Annotated in this window: 20 protein-coding genes, 3 tRNA genes and 1 pseudogene; 9 read left to right on the plus strand and 15 right to left on the minus strand. The window is 66.5% G+C overall.

The genetic code is table 11. From position 1 onward, the window contains the following. The 3 genes from ACLP25_RS13710 to ACLP25_RS13720 form a co-directional block, all read left to right on the plus strand. A partial coding sequence (locus tag ACLP25_RS13710; RefSeq protein WP_442469745.1) for a glutathione S-transferase family protein occupies positions 1 to 904 on the plus strand: 904 nt, incomplete at its 5' end. A gap of 94 nt (positions 905 to 998) precedes the next feature. Continuing rightward, positions 999 to 1,074: transfer RNA gene (locus tag ACLP25_RS13715), tRNA-Trp, on the plus strand. 18 nt (positions 1,075 to 1,092) lie between these two features. After that, positions 1,093 to 1,166, plus strand: a tRNA-Gly gene (locus ACLP25_RS13720). Positions 1,167 to 1,447: 281 nt separating this feature from the next. Here the strand turns inward: ACLP25_RS13720 and ACLP25_RS13725 are convergent. The 3 genes from ACLP25_RS13725 to paaN all read right to left on the minus strand — a co-directional run bounded on the left by ACLP25_RS13725 (position 1,448) and on the right by paaN (position 5,557). Then, on the minus strand, positions 1,448 to 2,134 hold the full coding sequence (locus ACLP25_RS13725; RefSeq protein WP_442469746.1) for a LuxR C-terminal-related transcriptional regulator: 687 nt from the start codon (positions 2,132 to 2,134) through the stop codon (positions 1,448 to 1,450). A gap of 556 nt (positions 2,135 to 2,690) precedes the next feature. After that, the gene (gene pcaF / locus ACLP25_RS13730) at positions 2,691 to 3,893 is read right to left on the minus strand and encodes a 3-oxoadipyl-CoA thiolase (RefSeq protein WP_442469747.1); all 1,203 of its coding nucleotides are present in this window, start codon (positions 3,891 to 3,893) and stop codon (positions 2,691 to 2,693) included. 8 nt (positions 3,894 to 3,901) lie between these two features. Further along, positions 3,902 to 5,557 (minus strand): phenylacetic acid degradation protein PaaN, encoded by a 1,656-nt coding sequence (gene paaN, locus ACLP25_RS13735; protein WP_442469748.1) that lies wholly within the window; start codon positions 5,555 to 5,557, stop codon positions 3,902 to 3,904. Positions 5,558 to 5,674: 117 nt separating this feature from the next. Between paaN and paaG the strand changes: the two genes are divergently transcribed. From paaG to paaK, 3 genes are read left to right on the plus strand one after another with little or no spacing between them, the layout of a single operon-like run. Further along, on the plus strand, positions 5,675 to 6,496 hold the full coding sequence (gene paaG / locus ACLP25_RS13740) for a 2-(1,2-epoxy-1,2-dihydrophenyl)acetyl-CoA isomerase PaaG (RefSeq protein ID WP_442469749.1): 822 nt from the start codon (positions 5,675 to 5,677) through the stop codon (positions 6,494 to 6,496). 35 nt (positions 6,497 to 6,531) lie between these two features. Next, complete coding sequence (gene paaI, locus ACLP25_RS13745) at positions 6,532 to 6,912, plus strand: hydroxyphenylacetyl-CoA thioesterase PaaI (RefSeq protein WP_442469763.1); 381 nt, start codon at positions 6,532 to 6,534, stop codon at positions 6,910 to 6,912. Positions 6,913 to 6,935: 23 nt separating this feature from the next. Next, complete coding sequence (paaK, locus tag ACLP25_RS13750) at positions 6,936 to 8,246, plus strand: phenylacetate--CoA ligase PaaK (protein WP_442469750.1); 1,311 nt, start codon at positions 6,936 to 6,938, stop codon at positions 8,244 to 8,246. 136 nt (positions 8,247 to 8,382) lie between these two features. Here the strand turns inward: paaK and ACLP25_RS13755 are convergent, their stop codons facing one another. The 8 genes from ACLP25_RS13755 to ACLP25_RS13790 form a co-directional block, all read right to left on the minus strand. Next, entirely contained in the window at positions 8,383 to 9,450 is a 1,068-nt protein-coding gene (locus ACLP25_RS13755) for a 2Fe-2S iron-sulfur cluster-binding protein (RefSeq protein ID WP_442469751.1), read from the minus strand. A 10-nt stretch (positions 9,451 to 9,460) separates the two neighbouring features. After that, positions 9,461 to 9,988, minus strand: a complete 528-nt coding sequence (gene paaD / locus ACLP25_RS13760) for a 1,2-phenylacetyl-CoA epoxidase subunit PaaD (RefSeq protein WP_442469764.1) — start codon at positions 9,986 to 9,988, stop codon at positions 9,461 to 9,463. 26 nt (positions 9,989 to 10,014) lie between these two features. Next, positions 10,015 to 10,779: a 1,2-phenylacetyl-CoA epoxidase subunit PaaC gene (gene paaC, locus ACLP25_RS13765; RefSeq protein ID WP_442469752.1), complete on the minus strand. Its 765-nt coding sequence runs from the start codon at positions 10,777 to 10,779 to the stop codon at positions 10,015 to 10,017. An 11-nt stretch (positions 10,780 to 10,790) separates the two neighbouring features. Then, positions 10,791 to 11,078: a 1,2-phenylacetyl-CoA epoxidase subunit PaaB gene (gene paaB, locus ACLP25_RS13770; protein WP_442469753.1), complete on the minus strand. Its 288-nt coding sequence runs from the start codon at positions 11,076 to 11,078 to the stop codon at positions 10,791 to 10,793. Between the two features lie 25 nt (positions 11,079 to 11,103). Continuing rightward, complete coding sequence (gene paaA, locus ACLP25_RS13775; protein ID WP_442469754.1) at positions 11,104 to 12,093, minus strand: 1,2-phenylacetyl-CoA epoxidase subunit PaaA; 990 nt, start codon at positions 12,091 to 12,093, stop codon at positions 11,104 to 11,106. Positions 12,094 to 12,651: 558 nt separating this feature from the next. Further along, positions 12,652 to 13,554, minus strand: a complete 903-nt coding sequence (locus ACLP25_RS13780; RefSeq protein ID WP_442469755.1) for a PaaX family transcriptional regulator — start codon at positions 13,552 to 13,554, stop codon at positions 12,652 to 12,654. 66 nt (positions 13,555 to 13,620) lie between these two features. Then, complete coding sequence (locus ACLP25_RS13785; protein ID WP_442469756.1) at positions 13,621 to 13,932, minus strand: GNAT family N-acetyltransferase; 312 nt, start codon at positions 13,930 to 13,932, stop codon at positions 13,621 to 13,623. A 63-nt stretch (positions 13,933 to 13,995) separates the two neighbouring features. Next, the gene (locus ACLP25_RS13790) at positions 13,996 to 14,811 is read right to left on the minus strand and encodes a bestrophin-like domain (RefSeq protein ID WP_442469757.1); all 816 of its coding nucleotides are present in this window, start codon (positions 14,809 to 14,811) and stop codon (positions 13,996 to 13,998) included. Positions 14,812 to 15,013: 202 nt separating this feature from the next. Here ACLP25_RS13790 and ACLP25_RS13795 point away from each other — a divergent pair, with 202 nt between their 5' ends. Next, complete coding sequence (locus tag ACLP25_RS13795; protein ID WP_442469758.1) at positions 15,014 to 16,918, plus strand: FAD-binding monooxygenase; 1,905 nt, start codon at positions 15,014 to 15,016, stop codon at positions 16,916 to 16,918. Between the two features lie 106 nt (positions 16,919 to 17,024). Here the strand turns inward: ACLP25_RS13795 and ACLP25_RS13800 are convergent, their stop codons facing one another. Genes ACLP25_RS13800 through ACLP25_RS13810 form a run of 3 tightly spaced genes read right to left on the minus strand, consistent with a single transcriptional unit; the run spans position 17,025 to position 20,800 of the window. Next, positions 17,025 to 18,416 (minus strand): MFS transporter, encoded by a 1,392-nt coding sequence (locus ACLP25_RS13800; RefSeq protein WP_442469759.1) that lies wholly within the window; start codon positions 18,414 to 18,416, stop codon positions 17,025 to 17,027. Between the two features lie 39 nt (positions 18,417 to 18,455). Further along, a complete protein-coding gene (locus ACLP25_RS13805; RefSeq protein WP_442469760.1) occupies positions 18,456 to 18,866 on the minus strand; it encodes a hypothetical protein in 411 nt (136 codons plus the stop codon). 32 nt (positions 18,867 to 18,898) lie between these two features. Next, entirely contained in the window at positions 18,899 to 20,800 is a 1,902-nt protein-coding gene (locus ACLP25_RS13810) for a bifunctional sugar phosphate isomerase/epimerase/4-hydroxyphenylpyruvate dioxygenase family protein (protein ID WP_442469761.1), read from the minus strand. An 83-nt stretch (positions 20,801 to 20,883) separates the two neighbouring features. Between ACLP25_RS13810 and ACLP25_RS13815 the strand changes: the two genes are divergently transcribed. Next, complete coding sequence (locus tag ACLP25_RS13815; protein WP_442469762.1) at positions 20,884 to 21,585, plus strand: GntR family transcriptional regulator; 702 nt, start codon at positions 20,884 to 20,886, stop codon at positions 21,583 to 21,585. A 143-nt stretch (positions 21,586 to 21,728) separates the two neighbouring features. On the opposite strand, the gene ACLP25_RS13820 is transcribed toward ACLP25_RS13815, so the two are convergent. Beyond that, positions 21,729 to 21,802: transfer RNA gene (locus tag ACLP25_RS13820), tRNA-Gly, on the minus strand. Between the two features lie 231 nt (positions 21,803 to 22,033). Here ACLP25_RS13820 and ACLP25_RS13825 point away from each other — a divergent pair. Continuing rightward, positions 22,034 to 22,314, plus strand: a pseudogene (locus tag ACLP25_RS13825) (50S ribosomal protein L25/general stress protein Ctc); the annotation flags it as partial.

The following is a 22,314-nucleotide window of genomic DNA, read 5'->3' on the forward strand; positions in this document are numbered from 1 at the left end:
GCGCAACGAGACCGGCCGTTTCGTTCGTCCCGACTCTGAGTTCCGCAACTGGGTGACGGCGGACGGCGCGCCGGGTCCCACGGGAACAGGCGGTTTTCACGCCGCCGCCGGGCGCTATCACCTGATCGTGTCGCTCGCCTGTCCATGGGCGCATCGCACGCTGATTTTCCGCAAGCTCAAGGGACTCGAGAGCATGATCTCGGTCTCGGTCGTCAACTGGCTGATGGCCGAGCGCGGCTGGACCTTCGATCCCGGGCCGAGCGTCGTTCCGGACCCGCTCTTCGGCTTCGAGCGCTTGAGCCAGTTCTATGTCAAGGCGCGGCCGGACTTCACCGGCCGCGTCACCGTGCCGGTGCTTTGGGACCGGGACACGAACACGATCGTCAACAATGAATCCTCCGAGATCATCCGCATGTTCAACTCCGCCTTCGACGGCCTCGGCGCGGCGGAGGGCGACTATTACCCGGAGGATCTCAGAACCGAGATCGACGCGCTGAACGCCCGCATCTACGCGACCGTTAACAACGGCATCTATCGCGCCGGGTTCGCAACCTCGCAGGAAGCCTACGAGGAGGCGTTCCAGGCGCTGTTCGCCACGCTCGACGAACTCGAAGCGCGCCTTGCGACCCGGCAGTTCCTGTTCGGCGACCGGCTGACGGAGGCCGACTGGCGGCTGTTCACCACGCTCATCCGCTTCGACCCCGTCTATTTCGGCCACTTCAAGTGCAACCTCAGGGAGATCCGCGACTATCCGGCGCTGAGCCGCTATCTCAGGACCCTCTATCGTTGGCCGGGCGTGGCCGACACGGTCGATTTCTTTCACATCAAACATCATTATTATGAGAGCCATCGCCGCATCAATCCGACCGGCATCGTGCCGCTCGGGCCGGAGATGGCGCTGTGAGGGCTAAGCGCAACTTCCGCCGCCGAACGGCCTCCCGGCGAGCGTCCCCGGTCTTGCATCCGCCCGCGCGATGCGGCAGAAGGAGGCTCATCGTAGGAGTGTAGCTCAATTGGCAGAGCACCGGTCTCCAAAACCGGGGGTTGGGGGTTCGAGTCCCTCCTCTCCTGCCATCGCGTAGAAGCGCCTGAGCGGGCGTAGTTCAATGGTAGAACGGAAGCTTCCCAAGCTTCATACGAGGGTTCGATTCCCTTCGCCCGCTCCAACCGCTCATGACGCCAGATCCGGTCGATATCGGGAGGGCAGACCGCCCGAGGCGCCTCCGTCCCGAAAGGGGCGGTGTCGGAACCCGTTCACCGAAGTGGGAATTCGTCGGGGCCGATTCCGTGTCGCGATTTGACGGTTGGGGACATCGGGAACGCGAACGGCCGCAACGGAGACGGCAAGCGGTGGTCTCAGACCTGCGTGCGCCCGGCCTTCGGCCTCGCTGCACAAATGGCGGAACGTACCACCCCCTGCAGATCGAAGCCCCGACTTGCGACGCGCTTACGCCCTCATCGCGACCTCGGTGCGGTTCTTCGCCTGCAACTTCTTCATCACATTGCGCACGTGGACTTTCACCGTGCTTTCACACATACTCAGTTCATGGGCAATGACTTTGTTGGACTTGCCTTGCTTTATCGCAGCCACAACGGAGGTTTCGCGGGCGGTGAGACCGCCGGCCGGCCGGAACGGCGTCGGCGGTGAAAGGCGAGGCTGATCGGGCGCATGAAGAAGGTGGTCCGTCGGGGCGTAAGTGCCGCCAATCAGAACAAAGCGAATGGCCTGAACCGCAACGTCAAATCCCATTGTGACCGGAATGTATCCCTTGGCGCCGTGTCGGATGGCGGCGCGGGCCAGCTCCAGGTCATTCGCCGACGCAAGCATGACGACGGGGCGGCGTGAGACGCTTTCCGACAGGTCCTTCAGCGTCTTCGCCCAATCGTCCCGGGTGGCCTCTAGCAAGGACAGGATGACAAGAGCGGCGGAGGCGTCTTTATTCTGGCCGCGCAGTTCCGACAATGTCGAAAACGTGACGACCGGAACCGAGAACGCCGATTGCATGCTGCGAGCAATGCATTCCCGTAAGAACGGGCGATGCTCGACCAACGCGACGAAAGCGCCGGACGCCGCGTCTACCCCCTGTTCACGACAGACGTCAGGCCCTTCAGTGGTCCCAGTCGATTCATCCATTATTCCAAATCCCCAGTAGTGCAAAAACAACCCAAGTCACACCGGCTCCGCACGTCCCTTCCCTTACTTGGGCGAAGCGTTTCCCTGTTGATTATTAACCTTAAGCCAGCCCTATATTGCCTCTATTCGATGTCCAGGCGACCTGCTGAGCCAGCCTGAACTTGACCATAAAGCCTAATACTGCACCCGCCGCCAGTATTGGCTTTTCGACAGAGGATCTACAACCCGAGAGTTGAGCCGCCTAACGTAAGTGGAGTCGAGAACGGTGTAAAGCGACCTAAAATGTTAGCTCCTACCTCTTTTGGACAACGCGCCGTGCGCCAGCGCACAACCAAGTGAGGGATCTTGCTAGGCAGGCGGGGTCGCTCGCCAACTCGGGACGGCAATTCCCTCTTGGAATGCGGTCCGGTGAAAAGAGGGCGCCGGCGACATCACATTCCCGGGACGAACCCGGCTGCCTGGGGCTCGCCTTAAGCCACCCACGAAGCGGCGCGTTCCGACCGCCGGCGGCGGAGCGCGGCGCCGTGACGCGCCCCGCTTGCGGCCAGCGGCCGGGCTACACCCGCTCGATCGCCAGCGCGACCCCCTGGCCGACGCCGACGCACATCGTGGCGAGGCCGTAGCGGCCGCCCCGGCGGCGAAGCTCGAACGCAACCGTCCCGGCGAGGCGCGCGCCCGACATGCCGAGCGGATGGCCGAGCGCGATCGCGCCGCCGTTGGGATTGACGGTTTCGGCGTCGTCGGCAAGCCCGAGGCCGCGCAGGCACGCGAGCGCCTGCGCGGCGAAGGCCTCGTTGAGCTCGATCGCATCGAAGTCCTGAGGCCTCAGGCCCAGCCGTTCGCATAAGTTTTGCACGGCGGGGATGGGGCCGACGCCCATCACCCGCGGCTTGACGCCCGCGGTCGCGTAGCCGAGCACGCGCGCGATCGGCGTGAAGCCACGCGCTGCGGCCGCCTTCTCTGAGGCGAGGACGAGGGCGGCGGCGCCGTCGTTGACGCCCGACGCGTTCCCCGCGGTGACGCTGCCGTCCGGCCGCACGATGCCGCGCAGTTTCGCCAGCGACTCGAGCGTCGTGTCGGCGCGCGGGTGCTCGTCCTTCGCCACGCGGGTCACGGCGCCCTTGCGGTCCCTGATCTCGACCGCGACGATCTCGTCCGCGAACGCGGCCTTGGCCTGCGCCCCCGCTGCGCGCCGCTGCGAGCGCAGCGCGAACGCGTCCTGGTCCTCGCGCGAGATCCGATAGTCGTTGGCGACGTTCTCAGCCGTCTCCGGCATCGAGTCGACGCCGTAGAGCTTTTTCATCTGCGGATTGACGAAGCGCCAGCCGATCGTGGTGTCGTAGACGTCGGCCGAGCGCTGGAACGCCGTTTCCGCCTTGCCCATGACCAGCGGGGCGCGCGTCATCGACTCTGAGCCCCCGGCGACGGCGAGCGAAATCTCGTCCGCCTTGATCGCGCGCGCGGCGGCCGCGACGGCGTCCATGCCCGAGGCGCACAGGCGGTTCACCGTCACGCCCGGGACGGATTCCGGCAGGCCGGCCAGCAGCGACGCCATGCGGGCCAGATTGCGGTTGTCCTCGCCGGCCTGGTTCGCCGAGCCGAAGAAGACGTCGTCCACCGTCTCGGCGAGGCTCGGGCAGCGGCGCAAAAGCTCGCGGATCGGGATCGCCGCGAGGTCGTCGGCGCGAACGCTCGCGAGCGCGCCGCCGTAGCGGCCGATGGGGGTGCGGACATAGTCGCAGATGAAGGCTTCAGCCATCGGCCGCCTCAAGCCGTCATGCGCCGCACCGGGGCGATGCGGAAGCGGTTGGCGACGAAGGCGGTGTCGGTCAGCGAGGCGTTGCCCGCCGGATTGCCGCCGGTCACGTGGAAGTCGGAGAAGGCCGACGACTGATTGACGAAGATGGCGCCGATGAGGTTGATCGAGAGCGCGACATTGGCGCGGGCGAAGGCGGCTTCGGCGGCCTCCGCGACGGCGTCGCTCGACGTATAGAGCGCGGCGGTGATCGCGCCTTTGTCGCGGATCGAAGTCTCCGCGCGCACAAGCGAATCGGCGGTCGAGTCGGTCGCGATCACGAACGAGATCGGGCCGAACCGCTCCTCGCGCCAGGCGCGCTCGTCGTCCGCATCGACCGCCAGGATGAGCGGGGTTGCGCTGCGCGCGAGCCCCTCCACCGGCGCGGATGCGCGAACCACGCGGCCGAACGAGGCCGCCTCCTTCACCCGCTCGAGCGTCGCATCGCCCTGGATCGCGCCGAGCACCGTCTGCGCCCGGGCGGGTTCCGCCAGCAGCCTGTCGACCGCGTCGGCGATCCCCTTCGCCGCCTCCTCGAAGCTCTTATGGCCCTCGTTGGTCTCGATCCCGCCCCTGGGGACGAACACGTTCTGCGGCGCGGTGCACATCTGGCCGGAATAGAGCGACAGCGAGAAGGCGATGTTGTCGCACATGCCGCGGAAGTTCGCGGTCGAGTCGATGACGATGGCGTTGACGCCCGCCTCCTCGGTGTAGACGAGCTTGTCCGTGAGCGTATGGCGCAGCCACGAGCCGAAGGCCGGGCCGCCGGTGAAATCGACGATCTTGACCGCGGAATGCTGGACGAGGTCCTTGGCGATCGGCGCCGACGGTTCGTCGGCCGCAAGCAGCGCGACATTGGGATCAAAGCCAGCTTCGATCAGAACCTCTCGAAGGATCTTGACGGTGATCGCCGCCGGCAGGATCGCCGCCGGGTGCGGCTTGACGATCACGCTGTTGCCGGTGGCGAGACTGGCGAACAGGCCGGGATAGAGGTTCCAGGTCGGGAAGGTGGCGCAGCCGATCTCGACCGCGATGCCGCGCGGGGCGATGCGGAACCGCTTCGCCAGCCGGATCGGTTCGCCCTTGCCCTGCGGCTTCTCCCACGCCACCTCCCGCGGGGCGCGGTTCATTTCGGCGACCGCATAGGCGACGGCCTCGAGGCCGCGGTCCTGGGCATGGGGCCCGCCCGCCTGGAAGGCCATGCCCCACGACTGGCCGGAGGTATGCTGCACCGCGTCGGCGATCAAAAAACTCTGCCTGTTGAGACGCGCCAGCCCCTCCAGCATCACGCCGGCGCGCGCCTCGACCGAGGCCTTGCCCCAGGCTTCGCCCGCGGCTGCGCTCGCCTCGATGAGCGCGTCGATCGACGCGGCCGGATAGCGAATCCCGAGCGGCTTGCCGTAAGGCGAGGTCTCGCTGCCCACGAGGCGCTCGTTCGGGTGCCTGTCGTCGAAGGGAAAGGGCTTGCCGAGGATCGCCTCGAAGGCGGCGTCGCCCTCGGCCCTGGCGGTCTCGCCATAGACCCTAGGCGATGCGGATTCGGGATAGGCGCTGAAATAGGTCCGCTCGGCGATCGCGTTCAGCGCCTGCTTCAAGAGCGCCTCGTGACGACCATAAAAATCCGTCATCCGTTCCTCCCTCACCGCCTATGGACATGCTCACGAGTCACTACTAATGACCCACGAATCGGTCAATTCCACAACGCCCGTAGCGATCGGATCGGCAAATAGCCAGGGAGGCCGCCCATGGGAGACGTCAACGCATCACTCCAACCCGTCTTGCTGGAAGCGGCGGAGGACGGCGTCCTCACGCTGACCCTCAACCGGCCGGACCGGATGAACGCGTTCAATGGGGCGCTGCACGAGGCCCTGGCGGCCGCAGTCAAACGCGCCGCGACGGATGACGCCTGCCGCGTCGTCCTGTTGACGGGCGCCGGCAGGGGCTTCTCAGCCGGCCAGGATCTCGCCGACCGCGCCGTCGCGCCAGGCGGAGAGCGCCCCGACCTCGGGGCGTCGATCGAGACGCGCTACAATCCGCTCATCCGCGCCCTGCGCGCGCTGCCGAAGCCGGTGGTGTGCGCGGTCAACGGCGCTGCCGCCGGGGCGGGGGCGAATGTCGCGCTCGCTTGCGACATCGTGGTTGCGGCGAAGTCGGCCAAGTTCTTGCAGGCCTTCGCGCGCATCGGGCTCGTGCCCGATTCCGGCGGCACCTGGGTTCTGCCCCGACTCGTCGGCGAGGCGCGCGCCCGCGCCCTGATGATGTTGGCAGACCCGATCGGCGCCGAAGAGGCCGAGGCCTGGGGCATGATCTACCGCGCCGTCGACGACGATCAGCTGATGGGCGTGGCGCGGGAGATCGCCATGCGCCTCGCGGCCGGCCCGACCCACGCCTATGGGCTGATGAAGCGCGCCTTTCTCGCGGCGTCGTCGAACAGTCTCGACGCGCAGCTCGATCTCGAGCGCGACCTCCAGCGCGAGGCTGGCGCGGCTGACGAATATATCGAGGGCGTCCGGGCGTTCCTGGAAAAGCGCCCGGCCGATTTCCGCGGGAAAAGGCGCGAGCCTTGACGCCGGACGAGATCGCCCGGAAATCCGCTGAGCTCATGGGAGCGGAGGACAATACCGCCAGGGAGCATGGCATCCGCATGGAGGCGGTCGGCCCGGGCGAGGCGACGTTGTCCATGGTCGTGACCCAGGCGATGACCAACGGTCACGGCATCGGCCACGGCGGCTTCATCTTCCTGCTCGCCGACACCGCCTTCGCCTACGCCTGCAACAGCTACAACCAGCGCTGCGTCGCGCAGCACTGCTCCATCACCTATCTGAAGCCCGCCCGCGAGGGCTCGCGCCTGACCGCGACCGCGCGCGAGGTGCGCCGCATCGATCGCAGCGGCATCTACGACATCAGCGTCAGCGACGAGACCGGGACGCCGATCGCGGAATTCCGCGGCTATAGCCGCACCGTGCCCGGCTCGTTCTTCTGACGTCAAAACGACAGGACCTGTCCATGCGCGATCTTGCGCCAAAAAGAAGCGAACTCGACCGCATTGAAGTGGCTTCGCGCGACGAAATCGCCGCTCTGCAGCTCGCCCGCCTGCAAAAGAGCCTGCGCCACGCCTACGACAACGTTCCCCACTATCGCGCCAAGTTCGACGCTGCGGGGATCCATCCTGGCGATTGCCGCACGCTCGGCGATCTCGCCAGGTTCCCGTTCACGACCAAGGTCGACCTGCGCGACACTTATCCGTTCGGTATGGTCGCCGTGCCGCACGACCGGATCGCCCGTATCCACGCCTCGTCCGGCACGACCGGCAAGCCGACTGTGGTCGCCTACACGCAAGGCGACATCGACGTCTGGTCCGACCTCATGGCGCGCTCGATCCGCGCCGCCGGGGGGCGGCGGGGCATGAAGGTCCATATCGCCTACGGCTACGGCCTGTTCACCGGGGGCTTGGGCGCGCACTACGGGGCCGAGCGGCTGGGCTGCGCGGTCATTCCGGTCTCGGGCGGCATGACCGAGCGGCAGGTGCAGCTCATCCACGACTTCAAGCCCGAGATCGTGATGGTGACGCCGTCCTACATGCTGGCGATTCTGGACGAGTTCCGCCGGTCGAATGTCGATCCGCGCGACTGCAGCCTTCAGGTCGGCATCTTCGGCGCCGAGCCCTGGACCAACGCCATGCGCGCCGAGATCGAGCAGTCTTTCGACATGCACGCGGTCGACATCTACGGACTGTCGGAGGTCATGGGGCCGGGCGTCTCCTGCGAATGCGTCGAGACCAAGGACGGCCCACACATCTGGGAGGACCATTTCTACCCCGAGATCGTCGATCCCAACACGGGCGAAGTCTTGCCGGACGGCGCGCCGGGCGAGCTCGTCTTCACCTCGCTCACCAAGGAGGCGATGCCGATCATCCGCTACCGCACGCGCGACCTGACGCGGCTTCTGCCCGGCACGGCGCGATCGATGCGGCGGATGGAGCGGATCACCGGGCGTTCCGACGACATGATCATCTTGCGCGGCGTCAATGTATTCCCGTCGCAGATCGAGGAGCAGATTCTCAAGTGCGACGCGCTGTCGCCGCACTTCCAGATCGAGCTTTTCCGCCATGAGCGCATGGACGCCATGACGGTCGTGGTCGAGGCGCGGCCGCACGCGGCTGACGAGGCCCAGCGCGAGTTGGGCGCGCACGAACTTACCCACCACATCAAGTCCGTGATCGGCGTGACAGCCGGCGTCCGCGTCGTCGACCCCGGCGCCGTCGAGCGTTCGCAGGGCAAGGCCAAGCGGATCGTCGACCTTCGCCCGAAAGGGTGAGCCTTCAGCGCTTGAATAGGATCGCTGGCCAGTCGGGCGCCCTCCTCCCCCCTTGTGGGACCCACAATGAGGGGGCGGGGACGCTAGCCGCTCGAGTCGAATAGGGCCCGGGGCGGATCAATATTCGCCGCCTCGATTACGCCGCGTCGAAATCCAGCGTCACCGTCGGCGTGAGCGCCCGGGACTGGCAGGCGAGCGTGTAGCCGGCCTCGAGTTCCCAGGGTTCGAGCGAATAGTTGACGTCCATCGCCACCGCGCCCTCCAGCACCTTGCAGCGGCAGGTGCAGCACATGCCGCCCTTGCACGAGTGGGGGATCTCGAAGCCCTGCTCGTGCGCGGCTTCGATGATGAGCCGGCCCGGCTCGACCTCGATCCGATGTCTGCGGCCTTCGAGTACGCATGAGACATGCGCTTCGCCCTCGTGGGCGACATGCGCCGGCGTCGCGGCGGGCGCCGGCCGCGGCGCGCCGTCGGTCGAAAAGAGCTCGGCCTTGATCCGCGACGGCTCGACGCCGGCTGCGATCAGCGCCCTGCGGCCGTCCTCGATCATGCCAAACGGGCCGCACAGGAAATAGGCGTCGACGCCTTTCGGCGGAACGATGGTCCGCGCGATGAGGGCGATCCGCTCGCCGTCGATCCGGCCGTTGAGAAGGTCGATGTCCTGCGACTCGCGCGACAGCACGTGGAAGACGGCGAGCCGCCCGAGATAGCGGTCCTTGAGATCGTCGAGCGCCTGACGGAACATGATGCTCGCCGTCGTGCGGTTTCCGTAGACGAGCGTCGCGCGCGCATTCGCATTGGCGGCGAGCGTCGATCGGATGATCGACATAACCGGCGTGACGCCAGATCCAGCGGCGAAGAACGCATAGTGGCGGTCGGCGCCGATGTCGGCGGTGAACCGCCCTTCGGGTCCCGCGACATCGAGGCGCTGGCCGGGCGCGAGCGCTTCGTTGGCGAAGCGCGAAAACCGCCCGCCGTCGACCTTCTTGACCGCGATGCGCAGCTCGCCTTCGTCCGCGCCCGAGCAGATCGAATAAGAGCGGCGGCATTCCTCGCCGTCTATGGTGGCTCTCACCGTGAGATACTGGCCGGGCCGATACGCGAATTCTTCGCGTAAGGTCTCCGGCACGGCGAAGGCGAGGGACACGCTGTCGGCCGTCTCCCGGCGGCGGTCGACGATTTTCAGGGAATGGAAGCGGCTCATCGGCTCGGGCTCAGATGCATTTGAAATGATCGAAAGGCTCGCGGCAGGCGCGGCAGCGCCAGAGGGCCTTGCACGCCGTCGAGCCGAATTCCGAGATGCGTTCGGTCTCGCTCGAGCCGCAGCGCGGACAGCCGACGGCGGCGGACGGGGCGAACAGGGCGCGCTTGCCCGAGACGCGCTCGGGCGGGGATATGCCGGTCGCGCGGAGCTTTTCGCGCGCCGCCTCGCTCATGCGCTCGGTCGACCAGGCGGGCGCATTCGTCAGCCTGACGCGCGCGTCGGCAAAGCCGTCCTTCATGAGTTCGGTCTCGATTCCGAGCGCGATGACGCCCATCGCCGGACAGCCGGAATAGGTCGGCAAAATCGTGACCGTGACCCGTCCCGTATCGTCGATCGCGACGTCATGCAGAATGCCGAGGTCGTCGATCGTGAGGACCGGCACTTCGGGGTCCGTCACGCGCGCCGCCGCGGCCCGGGCGGCCTCCTGTAGCCGCGCTCGTTGAGCGCGGTCAGCGACCGCGTCAGCAGAGGCGCCCAGATTCTCCAGGGCGGATTCAACCACGTTCACCACCTTGCGTCCGGATAGGCGCGCTGCAGGGCCTGCAAGACGGCGAGCATGTGGCCGAGATGCTCGCTGTGCCGGCCTCCCTTTCCGCCGCGCTGGCCGAAGCGCTCGGCAGGCTTTTTCAGGGTCGCACGCGCAAGCACGTCGTCGACCGCGGCGTCGAACGCGCCGCGCAATGTCGAGGGATCGACGCCGAAGCCTGAAGCCGCGACCTCGCGATCGAGGTCGTCGGCCTCGAACAGCTCCGGGACGTAGGGCCAGAGATCGGTGAGCGCGGCTTGCGCCTTGGCGTGGCTCTCCGCCGTGCCGTCGCCGAGCCGGATCATCCACTCGCCGGCGTGGCGCAGATGATAGGCCATCTCGCGCGCGGAGCGTGTCGCGATCCCCGCCGTCTCCGCGTCGTTGGACGAGGCGAGGCTCTCATAGAGGGGCGTCGCATAGGCGGCGAAGAGGAGATGCCGCGCCATGGTGTCGGCGAAATTGCCGTTCGGCTGCTCGACGAGGAGCGGATTGCGATAGTCCGGCTCGGCGCGGCGATAGGCGAGGTCCGTCTCGTCGCGCGTTCCGCCCTCGAGTTCGCAGGCGCGCGTATAGAGCGCGCGCGTCTGCCCGATGAGGTCGAGGCCGAAATTGGCGAGCGCGATGTCCTCCTCGAGCGTCGGAGCGCGCGACAGCCATTCGGTCATGCGATGGCCGAGGATCAAGCTTGCGTCGCCGAGACGCATGAGCCAGGCGGCGCGGGGATCGGAAGAAGCGAGCGTCATGGCCGTCGCCCTCACATGTGGCCGACTTCGTCGGGCACTTCGTAAAAGGTCGGGTGCCGGTAGATTTTCGTCGCCGTCGGCTCGAACATCATGTCCTTCTCGGACGGGTCGGAAGCGACGATGGCCGACGACGGGACGACCCAGATCGACAGCGTCTCGCCCCGCCGGGTGTAGACGTCGCGCGCCGCCTGCAGCGCCATCTTGGCATCGTGCGCGTGCAGCGAGCCTACATGGCGGTGGGCAAGCCCGTTGCGCGGGCGGACGAACACTTCCCACAACGGGGTCGCGGCTTCGGTCATGGACGTTTCCTCGTGTCGTTGCTCGTCACGCCGCGCGTTCGGTTGCGGCGCGCGACTTCAAGGCATAGGCGGCGGCGGCCTCGCGCACCCAGGCGCCGTCCGCCTCGGCCGCAAGGCGATGCTTCATCCGCTGGCGGTTGCAGGGGCCGTCGCCGGCGAGCACGCGGGCGAACTCGTCCCAGTCGAGGGCCCCGTGCTCCCAATGGCCGGTCGCCTCGTTGAAGCGCAGGTCCGGGTCGGGAATCGTGAGCCCCAGGTAGCGGGCCTGCGGCACGGTCGCGTCGATGAACTTTTGCCTCAGCCCGTCATTGGTGAAGCGCTTGATCTTCCACTTCATCGACAGCTCCGAATGGACGCTGCTCGAATCGTGCGGGCCGAACATCATGAGCGAGGGCAGCCAGAAGCGGTTCAGCGCGTCCTGCGCCATCGCGCGCTGCTCCGCCGTCCCGCGGCACATGGCGACCATGATGTCGTAGCCTTGCCGCTGGTGGAACGACTCCTCTTTGCAGATAAGGATCATCGCGCGGGCGTAGGGGCCGTAGCTGCAGCGGCAGAGCGGAATCTGGTTCATGATCGCCGCGCCGTCGACGAGCCAGCCGACCGCGCCCATGTCGGCGTAATTCAGGGTCGGGTAGTTGAAAATCGACGAATATTTAGCCCGGCCCGTGAGCAACTGGTCGTAGAGCTCCTCGCGCGAGACGCCGAGCGTCTCGGTGGCGGAATAGAGATAGAGCCCGTGACCAGCCTCGTCCTGGATTTTTGCCAGAAGCTGGGCCTTGCGCTTGAGGGTCGGCGCACGCGTCACCCAATTGCCCTCGGGCTGCATGCCGATGACCTCGGAATGGGCGTGCTGGGAGATCTGCCGGATGAGCGTGCGGCGGTATTGCTCCGGTATCCAGTCGTTGGGCTCGATCTTCTCCTCGGCGTCGATCCGGGCCTGGAAGGCGGCGAGTTTTTGCGGGTCCTCGGCCTTGACCGGCGCCAGATCCTTGGCGTTCAGCGCTTGGGCGTACATGCGTCTCCCCGCGTTCGAACGGACCGATTTTCGCGGCCTCGATGCGGGCCATTATGCATCATTTTTGTTACGGATCAACAAAAAAATGTAACATGTTGCCGCAGGAGCTGTCGCAGGGTCCGAGGGCTGAGCGCGGGACAGGCGGCACCCTCGGGGTGCGTGCTACGGTTGCGCCAGGAGTTCCCATAAACAGAAGTTTGTGTTATCGTATTTTAGAATTACCGTTCTACATAACGAAAGGGCTGCGCGGCATGGATGCTTCGTCATCGATCGACGGGACTCGCGTTGGTGGGCGCCTTTCCGTCCTGCACGTCAGCGCGGGGGGACCAGGCCAAGGGGGTGGAAGGGGCGCTCGCCGAAGGTCAGACTCGTTGGCCGTTGCATTTTCTCCGAAACTCCGGAACAAGTCTTTGAAAACGCACGAAAGACGGTTGGATAAGGCGGCCTTTCGCCACGCCGAACGGGGCCCGAACGGGCGTCGAAAGCGTGCCGAACGGCGCCGAGCGTATGCTGGGCGGAGCGCGAGCGGCGATGGCCGGCTCCTTCGAGAAGCGCGCCCTAGAATCGCCGTCCGTCCTCGGATCGCGGCGGCAGCGGCCCATAGGCCGAGGCGGCGTTGGCGTCGAGCCAGGCCTCGGACGGGCGCAAGAGCGCCCGCCAGATCGCCGCCGTCGTGGCGCGCGCGGAAAACCCCGGCCAGCCCTCCGGCAGGTAGGGCGCCGGGATCATCGGGTCGCGCAGCACGATGCGGCGAAAGGCGTGGATGACGAGGACCCGCATGGCGAGGGCGTCGAGGCCGGAGAGGCTCCGCCCGGATCCGAGGACTTCGACAACCGGCGCGAAGGCTTCGACGAATCCGGCGTAGTCCGCGCTTAGGGCTTCGAGATCGAAGGCGCGCGCCACCAGAAGCCGCGCCTCCGCCTCCGGCAGCGGACCGGCCGTCATGACGATTGCGCCCAAAACGTCCGGAGCCTTGTCGACATCCGGAAGCAGCCAGGTCTGCGCAGCGAGCTCCGCCGCGCCGCGCCGGGCGAGCGCCGCCTTGAGGCGCGCCTGCTCGCTCTTCCCGAGGCCGCCGGCGTACACGACCCGCCAGCCGCATGGGGCCTCCGGGTGGCGCGGGGCGTAGATGCGGCGCGAGGCGGTTTCGGAAGCCGCGAGCGCCAGCGGGGTCAGGGCATAGAAGCTGTTGCGTCCGACCTTCTGCCTTGCGACCCAGCCGTCGCTCGCAAGGCGCGACATCGAGGTCCGCGTGACGCCGCTGTCGATGCTGAAGGCGCCAAGCAAGTTTGAGATGGTCGCGACGCCGACCTCGCCCCCGCGCGGAACAATGCAGTCGCCGAGAAAGCTGACCGCCAGCGACCAGGCGCGCAAGCCTCCGCCCATGCGCCCGACGACGCCGATGAGCGCGCTCCGATCGTCGGGCCAGTAATCCGCAATCGAGAAGCGGCTATCCGTCATGCCGCCTTCCTCGCAGGAACTCCGCGGATTGTCACGCGACGCCGGCGTCCTTTCGTGGTCGCCCAGTCAGGACGGGCGCTGGCTCGTCATCACGTCGCTCCAGTCGGGATGCCTTCGATATTGCGCCAGCACGTAGGGGCAGACCGGGACGATCTTGAATCCGGCGGCGCGGGCGTCGGCGATCATGTGCTCGACCAGCGCCAGGGCCGCGCCCGTCCCGCGCATGCTCGCCGGCGCCTCGGTGTGGTCGGCGCTGATCAGTCCGGCGTTGCGGACGGTGAAGACAAGCTCCGCTTCGCCATCGACGCCGTCGATCCGGGCGACGTAGCGGCCGTGCGCTCCGGATACTTGCTTCGCGATGCGGATGGCGTCGCTCATTCAGCGCTCCTTGTTCAGCATGCCGGCGGGAAGCGCCCCGCCAAGCCAACCCTTCCTCCGACCTCAAGCGGGCGTCCGGGCGCGTTCGCTTTGGACGGGCCCGTCCGGCGCCGGCGACGACACCTCACCTAGAACGCTCAGCGCGTTGTCGACGCCGGCCGGCGAGATCCTGATGAATCCAGTGTAAGGATTGCTGAGTTCGAGGATCAGGAAAATCGCGGTGCCGATCGAGATCGCGCCGGCGAGATGCGCGATGATCGTCACCGCATTCGGCGCTGCCACGACCCCGTTGCCGAGGAAAAGGACCGTCGCCCAACAGATCACCACGGTCAGCACGTGCGGCGGAAAGGGGCTCGCGAGCTGGCGCGCCATCGTCATCTGGGTATCGTGGTATTTTCGCGCGAGGTCCCAGGCCTTGGTGACGAGGCGCCGCTGCCGGTCGGTCGCGGGCTCGAGGCTGTCGAAGTAGCCGTCGAGCCCCGCGAACGTCGCCTTCATCTCGTCGAAGGTGAACGGCTGCGGCCCTCGCTCGGCGTCGCCGAAGAAGCGGACTCGCGTGCGCTGGAGGGACGCGCGCAATCCCGCCCGGCCGGAGGCGCCTTCCGGCCCGTACTGGTCGAGGGCGAGATCGATGTCCGCAACCACCGGTCCGAGCGAATAGGCTTCCGACTGCTGGGTGGTGAAGATGGAAAAAGCGGTGAAGACCAAGAGGCCGAGGACGAGCGCGAGCAGCAACGACACGAGCCCAACCATCCCTCCGACGGCGCCCTTCGACGCGGTCAGCACCTCCAGAGACACCCCGAGCTGGATGAGCATGCCCAGAAGGCTGGCGCCGAAAGTGATCAGTGCGACGGTGATGGAACGGGCAAGCGGATGCATGGGCCTCGACGGGGTTGGAATTCTGAGTCGGACCTGGACGATAGCATGCCTGCGGCCCGAGTCTCGACGCAGCCGCTCGGCGGGTCGATCGCCGACGGCGGCCTTGACCCGCGCTTTTCTTTCGTGAACCTCGGAAGGTCTTGGGAGAGGAGGCGTCGGCGGAAGACTTCCCGCCGCGCGCGAACAAGGGAAGAGGGCGAACATGCAATTCCATCTGAACGGCTTCAGACCGGGCGATCCGGAGATCTACGAACCGGCCCGCCCGTCGCCTCAGACCGACGCGCTTCCAGAGGAGGTGGACGTCCTCATTGTCGGCTGCGGCCCGACGGGTCTGACCCTGGCGGCGCAACTCGCGGCGTTCCCAGAGATCAGGACCCGGATCGTCGAACAGAAACTGGGCCCCCTGGCGCTCGGCCAGGCCGACGGCGTCGCGTGTCGCAGCATGGAGATGTTCGAGGCCTTTGGCTTCAGCGAGCGCGTGATGAAAGAGGCCTACTGGGTCAACGAGGTGACCTTCTGGAAGCCGGACGACGGCGCCCGCGACCGCATCGTCCGCAACGGGCGAATTCAGGACGTCGAGGACGGCCTTTCCGAGTTCCCGCATGTGATTCTGAACCAGGCGCGCGTGCATGATTTCTATCTCGACGTCATGCGTGATTCGCCCTCGAGGCTAGAGCCCGATTACGCGCGCCAACTCGTCGATCTCCAGGTCGCACCGGACGGCGAACGGCCGGTCACGGTCAGGCTCACGCGGATCGACGAAAGCCATAGAGGCGAGGTCGAGACCGTCAGGGCCCGCTATGTCGTCGGCTGCGACGGAGCCCGCAGCAAGGTGCGCGAGGCGCTCGGATATGTCCTGAAAGGCGACTCGGCCAATCAGGCGTGGGGCGTCATGGACGTGCTCGCCGTGACCGATTTTCCCGACATCCGGCTGAAGGCGACGATCCTGTCGGGCGACCAGGGCAGCGTGCTCGTCATTCCGCGCGAGGGCGGCTACCTCGTCCGCATTTACGTGGAGCTCGACAAGCTCGGCGCCGACGAGCGGGTGGCGAACCGCAGCATCACGCTCGACCGCCTGATCGAGCAGGCGCGGCGGGTCATGAGGCCCTACACGCTGGAGGTGAAGGAATGCGCGTGGTGGTCGGTTTATGAGATTGGCCAGAGGATCTGCGACCGCTACGACGACGCGGCGCATGAGCGCGCGAACCCTCGCGTCTTCATCGCCGGCGACGCCTGCCACACGCACAGCCCGAAAGCGGGCCAGGGGATGAACGTCTCGATGCAGGACACGTTCAACCTCGGCTGGAAGCTCGTGTCTGTGATCAAGGGGCGGGCGTCCCCCGCGCTGCTCCAGACCTATTCCACCGAGAGGCGGGCTATCGCGCAGGACCTGATCGACTTCGACCGCGAATGGGCGGCCATGTTCAGCGCCAAGCCGAAGGCCGCCACCGGCGACGACGGCGTCGACCCTGTCGAGTTCCAGAAGTACTTCATGCGGCGGCTCCGGTTCACCGCGGGCGTCGAAACCCGCTATCGGCCGTCGATCGTCTCGGCGGAGCCGACCCATCAGCGTCTCGCCGGAGGGTTCACGATCGGCATGCGCTTCCACTCAGCGCCCGCCATTCGTCTTGCGGACGCCAAGGCCGTCCATCTCGGCCATTGCGTGAAGGCCGACGGCCGCTGGCGGATCTTCATATTCGCGGACCGGGCGAATCCTGCTGAGACTTCTTCCAAGGCGCGAAGCTTATGCGATCATCTCGCGGCATCGCCGCAGTCTCCGGTACTCAGATACACGCCGGCGGGCGCCGACGTCGACTCGATCGTCGATGTCCGCGCGGTCTTCCAGCAGGGCCATCGCGATCTCAGGATCGAGGACATGCCCGCGCTCCTCCTGCCGCGGAAAGGCAGGCACGGCCTCATCGACTATGAAAAGATGTTCTGCCCGGACCTGAAGGCCGGGAACGACGTCTTCGACATGAGAGCGGTCAGCCGCGACGGCTGCATGGTCGTCGTGCGCCCGGACCAATATGTCGCGCACGTCTTGCCGCTCGACGCCGAGGAAGAACTCGCCGCCTTCTTCGCAGGCTTCCTGCTTCCGCAGGTCTGACGAGACCCAACGCAGCACGCCGGGGGGACATCGCGAGCGGCGACGTCCCGAGCGCGGGACGCGTCGTGCGGCGTCCCGCCGGCGCCGGTGGAAGAGACCTCCGCCTTTATGCGGCAGCCGTCAGGCTCTGCCGGCGCAGCTGCTCGTACTGGACCTTGTCGACCGGCGGCGCGCCGGGCTCGCCAAGATCATTCAGGTGAACTCGATAGGTTTCGCGCGCGCTCCACGCCGCGATCGCCGAGATGATTGTCACGCCGAAGGCGAGCGCTCCCACCGTCAGGGGCACGTTCGAGGAGCCGGGAGGCGCGACGGTCGCAAACAGCGCCGGAAGGAGCGCGGTCAGCATCGTCCCGATGTTCTGAGCAATCGCCATGCCGGAGACGCGCGACCGCGTGGGGAAGAGCTCGGGATAGAAGCTCGGAAAGACCGCGTTGTAGCCCTGGTAGACGACGCCCCACATCAGGATCGAGAGCAGAAAAGCGAGCGGCACGCTCCTGATGCTGATCGCATAGAGATAGCCGAAAGCCAGCAGCCCCGCCGCGAGCGAGCCGAGGATCATGGGCGGCCGGCGGCCGATCCGGTCCGAAAGATCGCCGACGAACGGAATGACGACCACGGCCACGATGTTCCCGATCACCGGAATCCAGAGATACACGCTCTTGTCCATGCCGACGCCATAGCCCGGCTGGACAGCGTAGGCGGCGCCGAAGATCGTCGCCACCACCGGAATGACATTCATCAGCGCCATGCAGACCACCCGAAGGATGTCGGGCCAATGGTTGGCGAGCGCCTCCATAACCGGCGTTCGCGGCACCACGTGCTGCGCCTTCTCCTCCTCGAAGGCGGGCGTCTCGTGGACTTCGCGACGGATGATGTAGCCTGCGACCAGCACGAAGACGCTTAGCAGGAACGGTACGCGCCATCCCCAGGTCATGAAGGCGTCCTGCGAAAGCACGTAGCTCAACGGCAGGAACACCGCCGCGGCCAGGATCTGTCCGGCCTGCACGCCCTGGAGGGTGAAGCTCGCAAAATAGCCGCGACGGCCGAACGGCGCATGTTCGAGGATCATGGAGCTCGCGCCGGAAATCTCGCCGGCCACGGCGAAGCCCTGTATGAGCCGAATGGCGACGAGCAGCGCTGGCGCCCATATGCCCGCCTGCTGGTAGGTCGGCAGCAGCCCGACGGCCATAGTTGAAAGCCCCATCAGGAACAGGCAGACGAGGAGAACGGTCTTGCGGCCGTGCGTGTCGCCGAAGTGGCCGAGCACGAAGGCGCCGATCGGCCGCGCGACGTAGCCGACCCCGTAGGTCGCGAGCGAGGCGACGATCGCGACCGTCGGATTGCTCGAGGGGAAGAAGATTTGCGGGAAGACGAGCGAAGCGGCCGTCGCGTAAATGAAGAAATCGTAGTACTCGAGCGCGGACCCGATCCAGCCGCTCGCGGCTGCGGTTCTTGACTGATGCTGCCCCGTCGGCTCGTGATACATCGCGGCTGTCATCGATGGTTCCTCCCTTTTGTCGTTTCTTAGGCCTGCAGACTAATAGTCTATCTGCGCCACGGCTCTCAATGCGTCGGGCGTCGCCGACGGACAGGCGGGGATCTGTTCGAACAGCATGTCGACCCCGGCCTGGGTCTTGCAGCCGCGGGCCCGGGCGGCGGCGAGAAAGGCCGTCGTCTCGTGCTTCATCACGACTTCGGCGATGAAGGTCGACGGCGTGAGGCGCACCACGTCGATCGGCATCGGATCGACGGGATAAGTGCCGAGCGGAGCTGCGTTGACCGCAATGTAGAATCCGGAGGGATCGTTGGCGCCGACGGCGAAGGGGAGTTTCGGGTAGTGCGCTATCAGCCGACCGGCGAGCGCGTCCATCGCCGCGGCGCTGACGTCGTAGAGCGCAATCTCGGCCGCGCCGGCCGCCGCCGACGAGGCGGCGATCCCGTTGATCATGAGGCGTCATTCCTCAAGGAAGCCGGACATCGTCATCGTTCGAGGGTGATCGCGACCTGCTTTTCCGCATCGGAAGCCGCCGCCTGGGCCGCTAGCCGTACGGGCGTGTTCGCCGCGCCGAAGAGGTCGTAGTTGCGGCGCTCGACGATCTCGAAAAAGAAGCGATCGTGGAAGGCGCGGGTGTAGATGTGGAGAAATTCGCCGTCCTTGACGCGATCGTAGAGCACGCCGAGCGAGCGCATCCGTGCGATGAGGTCGGCGGCGAGTTCGAAGCGCGTCGCGAGATCGTCGTAGTAATTGTCGGGAATGGGCAGGAACGGGACGCCCCGCTCGCGCGCCGCCTCGACCGCGGCGAAGATGTCGTCGGTCGCGAGCGCGATCTGCTGGAACCCCGCTCCGCCGAAAGCGTCGAGGAAGCGCGAGACTCCGGTCGCGCCGCCTTCGCCGATATTGAGGGCGACGCGCAGGCCGTTGTTCGCGCTTCGGACGGAACGGCTGAAGAAAGCGCCATGCGGATCGGCGATCTCGACCTGCGGCTCGAGGCTCAGCCCGAGCACCGTCCGGTAGAACAGCGACCAGCTCAGGAACTCCCCGCGACGCACGACGTTCGAGAAATGATCGACCGCGCGGAGCAGACCGGCCGAAGGCGTGTCGTCAGCCAGTTCGAAGTCATTGCGCCACTTCGGCCCGTCCGGGCCGATGAAATAGATCAGGCTGCCCTCGACGCCGGCGACCGAAGGAAGCGTCGCCTCGCCCGGGCCGATCTTGCCGGCGTAGCTTTGGCATTCCAGGGCGGCGGCGCGCTCGAGCGCCCTGTCGATCGAATCGACCCTGATCGCGAGCGCGCAGAGCGCGGGTCCGTGCAGCAGCGAGAAGGCGTGGGCAAAACCCTCACGCTCCTGGTTCACGATCAGGTTGACCGCGCCCTGGGTGAAGAGGTCGACATTCTTGGTGCGATGGCGGCCGGTGAGACCGAAGCCGAGGCCCTCCAGGAGATCGACGAGTTCGCGGGCCTCCGCTTCGCCCGCCGCGAATTCGACGAATTCGACGGCTTCGACTTTCGGCGCTGGGGGGAGAGGGGTGAGGTCGGGCAGCGGCGCTTCGCCGCGCGCGGGCCGCCGGGCGGCGAGCGCCTCTCCCACCGCTCTCAGCGACCGCATGCCGTCGACGGCGATCGCCGAAGCCGCGGCGCCGCGGAACTGGTCGTTGAAGATTTCCAGGGACAGCGGGCCCCGATAGCCCGACCGCGTCACCGCGTCGAGATAGTCGACGATCGGATAGTCGCCCTGGCCGGGATAGCAGCGGTAATGGCGGCTGAGCGACAGGGGGTCCATGGTCAGCGCCGGCGCGTCGGCGACCTGAACCAGCGCGATCCGGTCCGCCGGCAGGTCGGCGATCGGCTCGATTGCATTGCCGCGCACGCAGATGTGGAAGCTGTCGAGGCCGATGCCGAGATTGTCGCGGTCGGCCGTCCGCACGATGTCCCAAGCCGAAGTCCAATCCTTGACCCATCGGCCCCAGGCCAGCGCCTCATAGCCGACGCGCATGCCGCTCCGTCGGGCCAGATCGGCCAAATGCGCGAGGTCCGCTGCCGCTCGGTCGGGATCGTCGATCGCCTCGGGCGAAACGTTCGAGCAGACGCACAACAGCCGGCAGCCGAGTTCGCCCATGAGATCGAGCTTGCGCGCCGCGCGCTCGATGTTTCGCGAGCGTTGAGGCTCTGGCGCCGCCTCAAAGTCGCGCAGCGGCTGAAGCGCGACGATTTCGAGCCCCAGGTCGGCCGCGATCCGGCGGGCGTGATGCGGCTTGCCACTGAAGAATGTGAGGTCGTTTTCGAAGATCTCGACGGCGCGAAAGCCCGCCTTGGCTGCGGCGGCGAGCTTGCTTTCGAGCGAGCCCCCCATGCAGACGGAAGCGATCGACCATCTGAGCATCCGCAAAATCTCCTATATTTTTTCTTTCATAAGAGATAGCGTTCCGAGTGGCAATATGAAATTCCTGTAGCGAGGGCTTTCCCGTGACCGTTGCGCACGAACGCGTCGCCGGATCGGGCGCAGCGCCGACCTTGACTGAAGCGCTGCACGAGCGGTTGCGTCAGGACATCATCCTCGGCGTGCTGTCGCCGGGCGCGAAGCTCAAGCTCGAGAAGCTCAGCAGAGCTTACGACGTCAGCGTCAATACGCTCCGGGAGACCCTGGCCCGCCTCGCCGCGGACGGGCTCGTCGTCGCCGAGGGGCAGAAGGGGTTCGCCGTCCTCCCGGTCTCGACAGAGGATCTGCGGGAGATCACCGAGATGCGCCAGCTTCTCGAATGCCATGCGCTGAAACAGTCGATCGCCGCCGCGGACCTCGATTGGGAGGCGCGGGTGATGGGCGCGTATCACAAGCTGTCGCGGGTCGAAGAGTTCGTGGAGGCCGACCCGGACGCCTACGGCGAGCCGTGGGAGGCCGCCAACGAGGCGTTCCACGAAGCTCTGATCTCGAATTGCCGCTCGCGCTGGCTCCGCCTCTATCTGCGGGCCATGTACGACCACAGCCGGCGCTACCGGATGTTATCGCTCCGGACGAGGCCGTTTCCGCGCTCACAATCGGCGGCCGAACATCGCCGAATCCTTGACGCGGCGATCGCCCGGGACGGCGAACGGGCTCAAGCGCTGCTCGCGGAGCACATTCTGAAGGCCGCGGAGCTGGCCGCGCCGGTCAAGCCGTCCGCCAGCTGATCTGGCAGTCTGACAAGCGGCCTCACAGGCGGACGCTAAGTCCTTGCTGCAAGACATTGACGGGTTTCGATCGACCGGCTTCTTGATCGCCGGCGAACAAGATGTCCGACGCCCGCGTCGAAGACCGCCGGCATTGAAAGGACTGGAGCGGGTGAAGGGAATCGAACCCTCGTATTCAGCTTGGAAGGCTGCTGCTCTACCATTGAGCTACACCCGCGCCCGAACGTCCTGGCTTCGCAACGCGGGCGAGACCTAGGCGCACCCGTTTCATGCCAAGCGCAGGCGACGAAGTCAATGTGATGAAACCAGAACCAAATAAGAACCTAACCAGAACAAGATCGGCGCCGGATCTTGCCGCGCAAACAGCGCTCCTCTATAAGCCTGCCCTTCGCGCCGGTTCCGACACCCCTGGAGGCGAGGCGCGATCAACTCTGTTAAGGACATCATCATGGCAGCGATCAAGCAACTCGCGGCCGTGACGCGTAGCGGGACAGGCAAGGGGGCCGCCCGCTCCGTTCGTCGCGAAGGCCGCGTTCCCGCCGTCATCTATGGCGGCGGTCTCAAGCCCGAGCCGATTTCGGTCGACTTCAAGGACGTCAACAAGCTCATTTACGCCGGGCACTTTCTGACCACCATCTTCGAACTCGACATGGAAGGCCGCAAGGAGCGCGTGCTCCCGCGCGACTACCAGCTCGACGTCGTCAACGATCGGCCGGTCCACGTCGATTT

The organism is Roseiarcus sp., from assembly GCF_052145395.1.
Classification (GTDB): domain Bacteria; phylum Pseudomonadota; class Alphaproteobacteria; order Rhizobiales; family Beijerinckiaceae; genus Roseiarcus.

What these genes read in the sequence shown, in the direction of transcription:
- paaN (WP_442469748.1), bottom strand. Translation starts at nt 5,557, where the DNA reads ATGACGGATTTTTATGGTCGTCACGAGGCGCTCTTGAAGCAGGCGCTG.
- ACLP25_RS13795 (WP_442469758.1), top strand. Translation starts at nt 15,014, where the DNA reads ATGCAATTCCATCTGAACGGCTTCAGACCGGGCGATCCGGAGATCTAC.
- ACLP25_RS13800 (WP_442469759.1), bottom strand. Translation starts at nt 18,416, where the DNA reads ATGACAGCCGCGATGTATCACGAGCCGACGGGGCAGCATCAGTCAAGA.
- ACLP25_RS13780 (WP_442469755.1), bottom strand. Translation starts at nt 13,554, where the DNA reads ATGACGGATAGCCGCTTCTCGATTGCGGATTACTGGCCCGACGATCGG.
- pcaF (WP_442469747.1), bottom strand. Translation starts at nt 3,893, where the DNA reads ATGGCTGAAGCCTTCATCTGCGACTATGTCCGCACCCCCATCGGCCGC.
- paaA (WP_442469754.1), bottom strand. Translation starts at nt 12,093, where the DNA reads ATGTACGCCCAAGCGCTGAACGCCAAGGATCTGGCGCCGGTCAAGGCC.
- paaG (WP_442469749.1), top strand. Translation starts at nt 5,675, where the DNA reads ATGGGAGACGTCAACGCATCACTCCAACCCGTCTTGCTGGAAGCGGCG.
- ACLP25_RS13785 (WP_442469756.1), bottom strand. Translation starts at nt 13,932, where the DNA reads ATGAGCGACGCCATCCGCATCGCGAAGCAAGTATCCGGAGCGCACGGC.
- ACLP25_RS13725 (WP_442469746.1), bottom strand. Translation starts at nt 2,134, where the DNA reads ATGGATGAATCGACTGGGACCACTGAAGGGCCTGACGTCTGTCGTGAA.
- ACLP25_RS13755 (WP_442469751.1), bottom strand. Translation starts at nt 9,450, where the DNA reads ATGAGCCGCTTCCATTCCCTGAAAATCGTCGACCGCCGCCGGGAGACG.
- ACLP25_RS13790 (WP_442469757.1), bottom strand. Translation starts at nt 14,811, where the DNA reads ATGCATCCGCTTGCCCGTTCCATCACCGTCGCACTGATCACTTTCGGC.
- ACLP25_RS13805 (WP_442469760.1), bottom strand. Translation starts at nt 18,866, where the DNA reads ATGATCAACGGGATCGCCGCCTCGTCGGCGGCGGCCGGCGCGGCCGAG.
- paaC (WP_442469752.1), bottom strand. Translation starts at nt 10,779, where the DNA reads ATGACGCTCGCTTCTTCCGATCCCCGCGCCGCCTGGCTCATGCGTCTC.
- paaB (WP_442469753.1), bottom strand. Translation starts at nt 11,078, where the DNA reads ATGACCGAAGCCGCGACCCCGTTGTGGGAAGTGTTCGTCCGCCCGCGC.
- ACLP25_RS13810 (WP_442469761.1), bottom strand. Translation starts at nt 20,800, where the DNA reads ATGCTCAGATGGTCGATCGCTTCCGTCTGCATGGGGGGCTCGCTCGAA.
- paaI (WP_442469763.1), top strand. Translation starts at nt 6,532, where the DNA reads ATGGGAGCGGAGGACAATACCGCCAGGGAGCATGGCATCCGCATGGAG.
- paaK (WP_442469750.1), top strand. Translation starts at nt 6,936, where the DNA reads ATGCGCGATCTTGCGCCAAAAAGAAGCGAACTCGACCGCATTGAAGTG.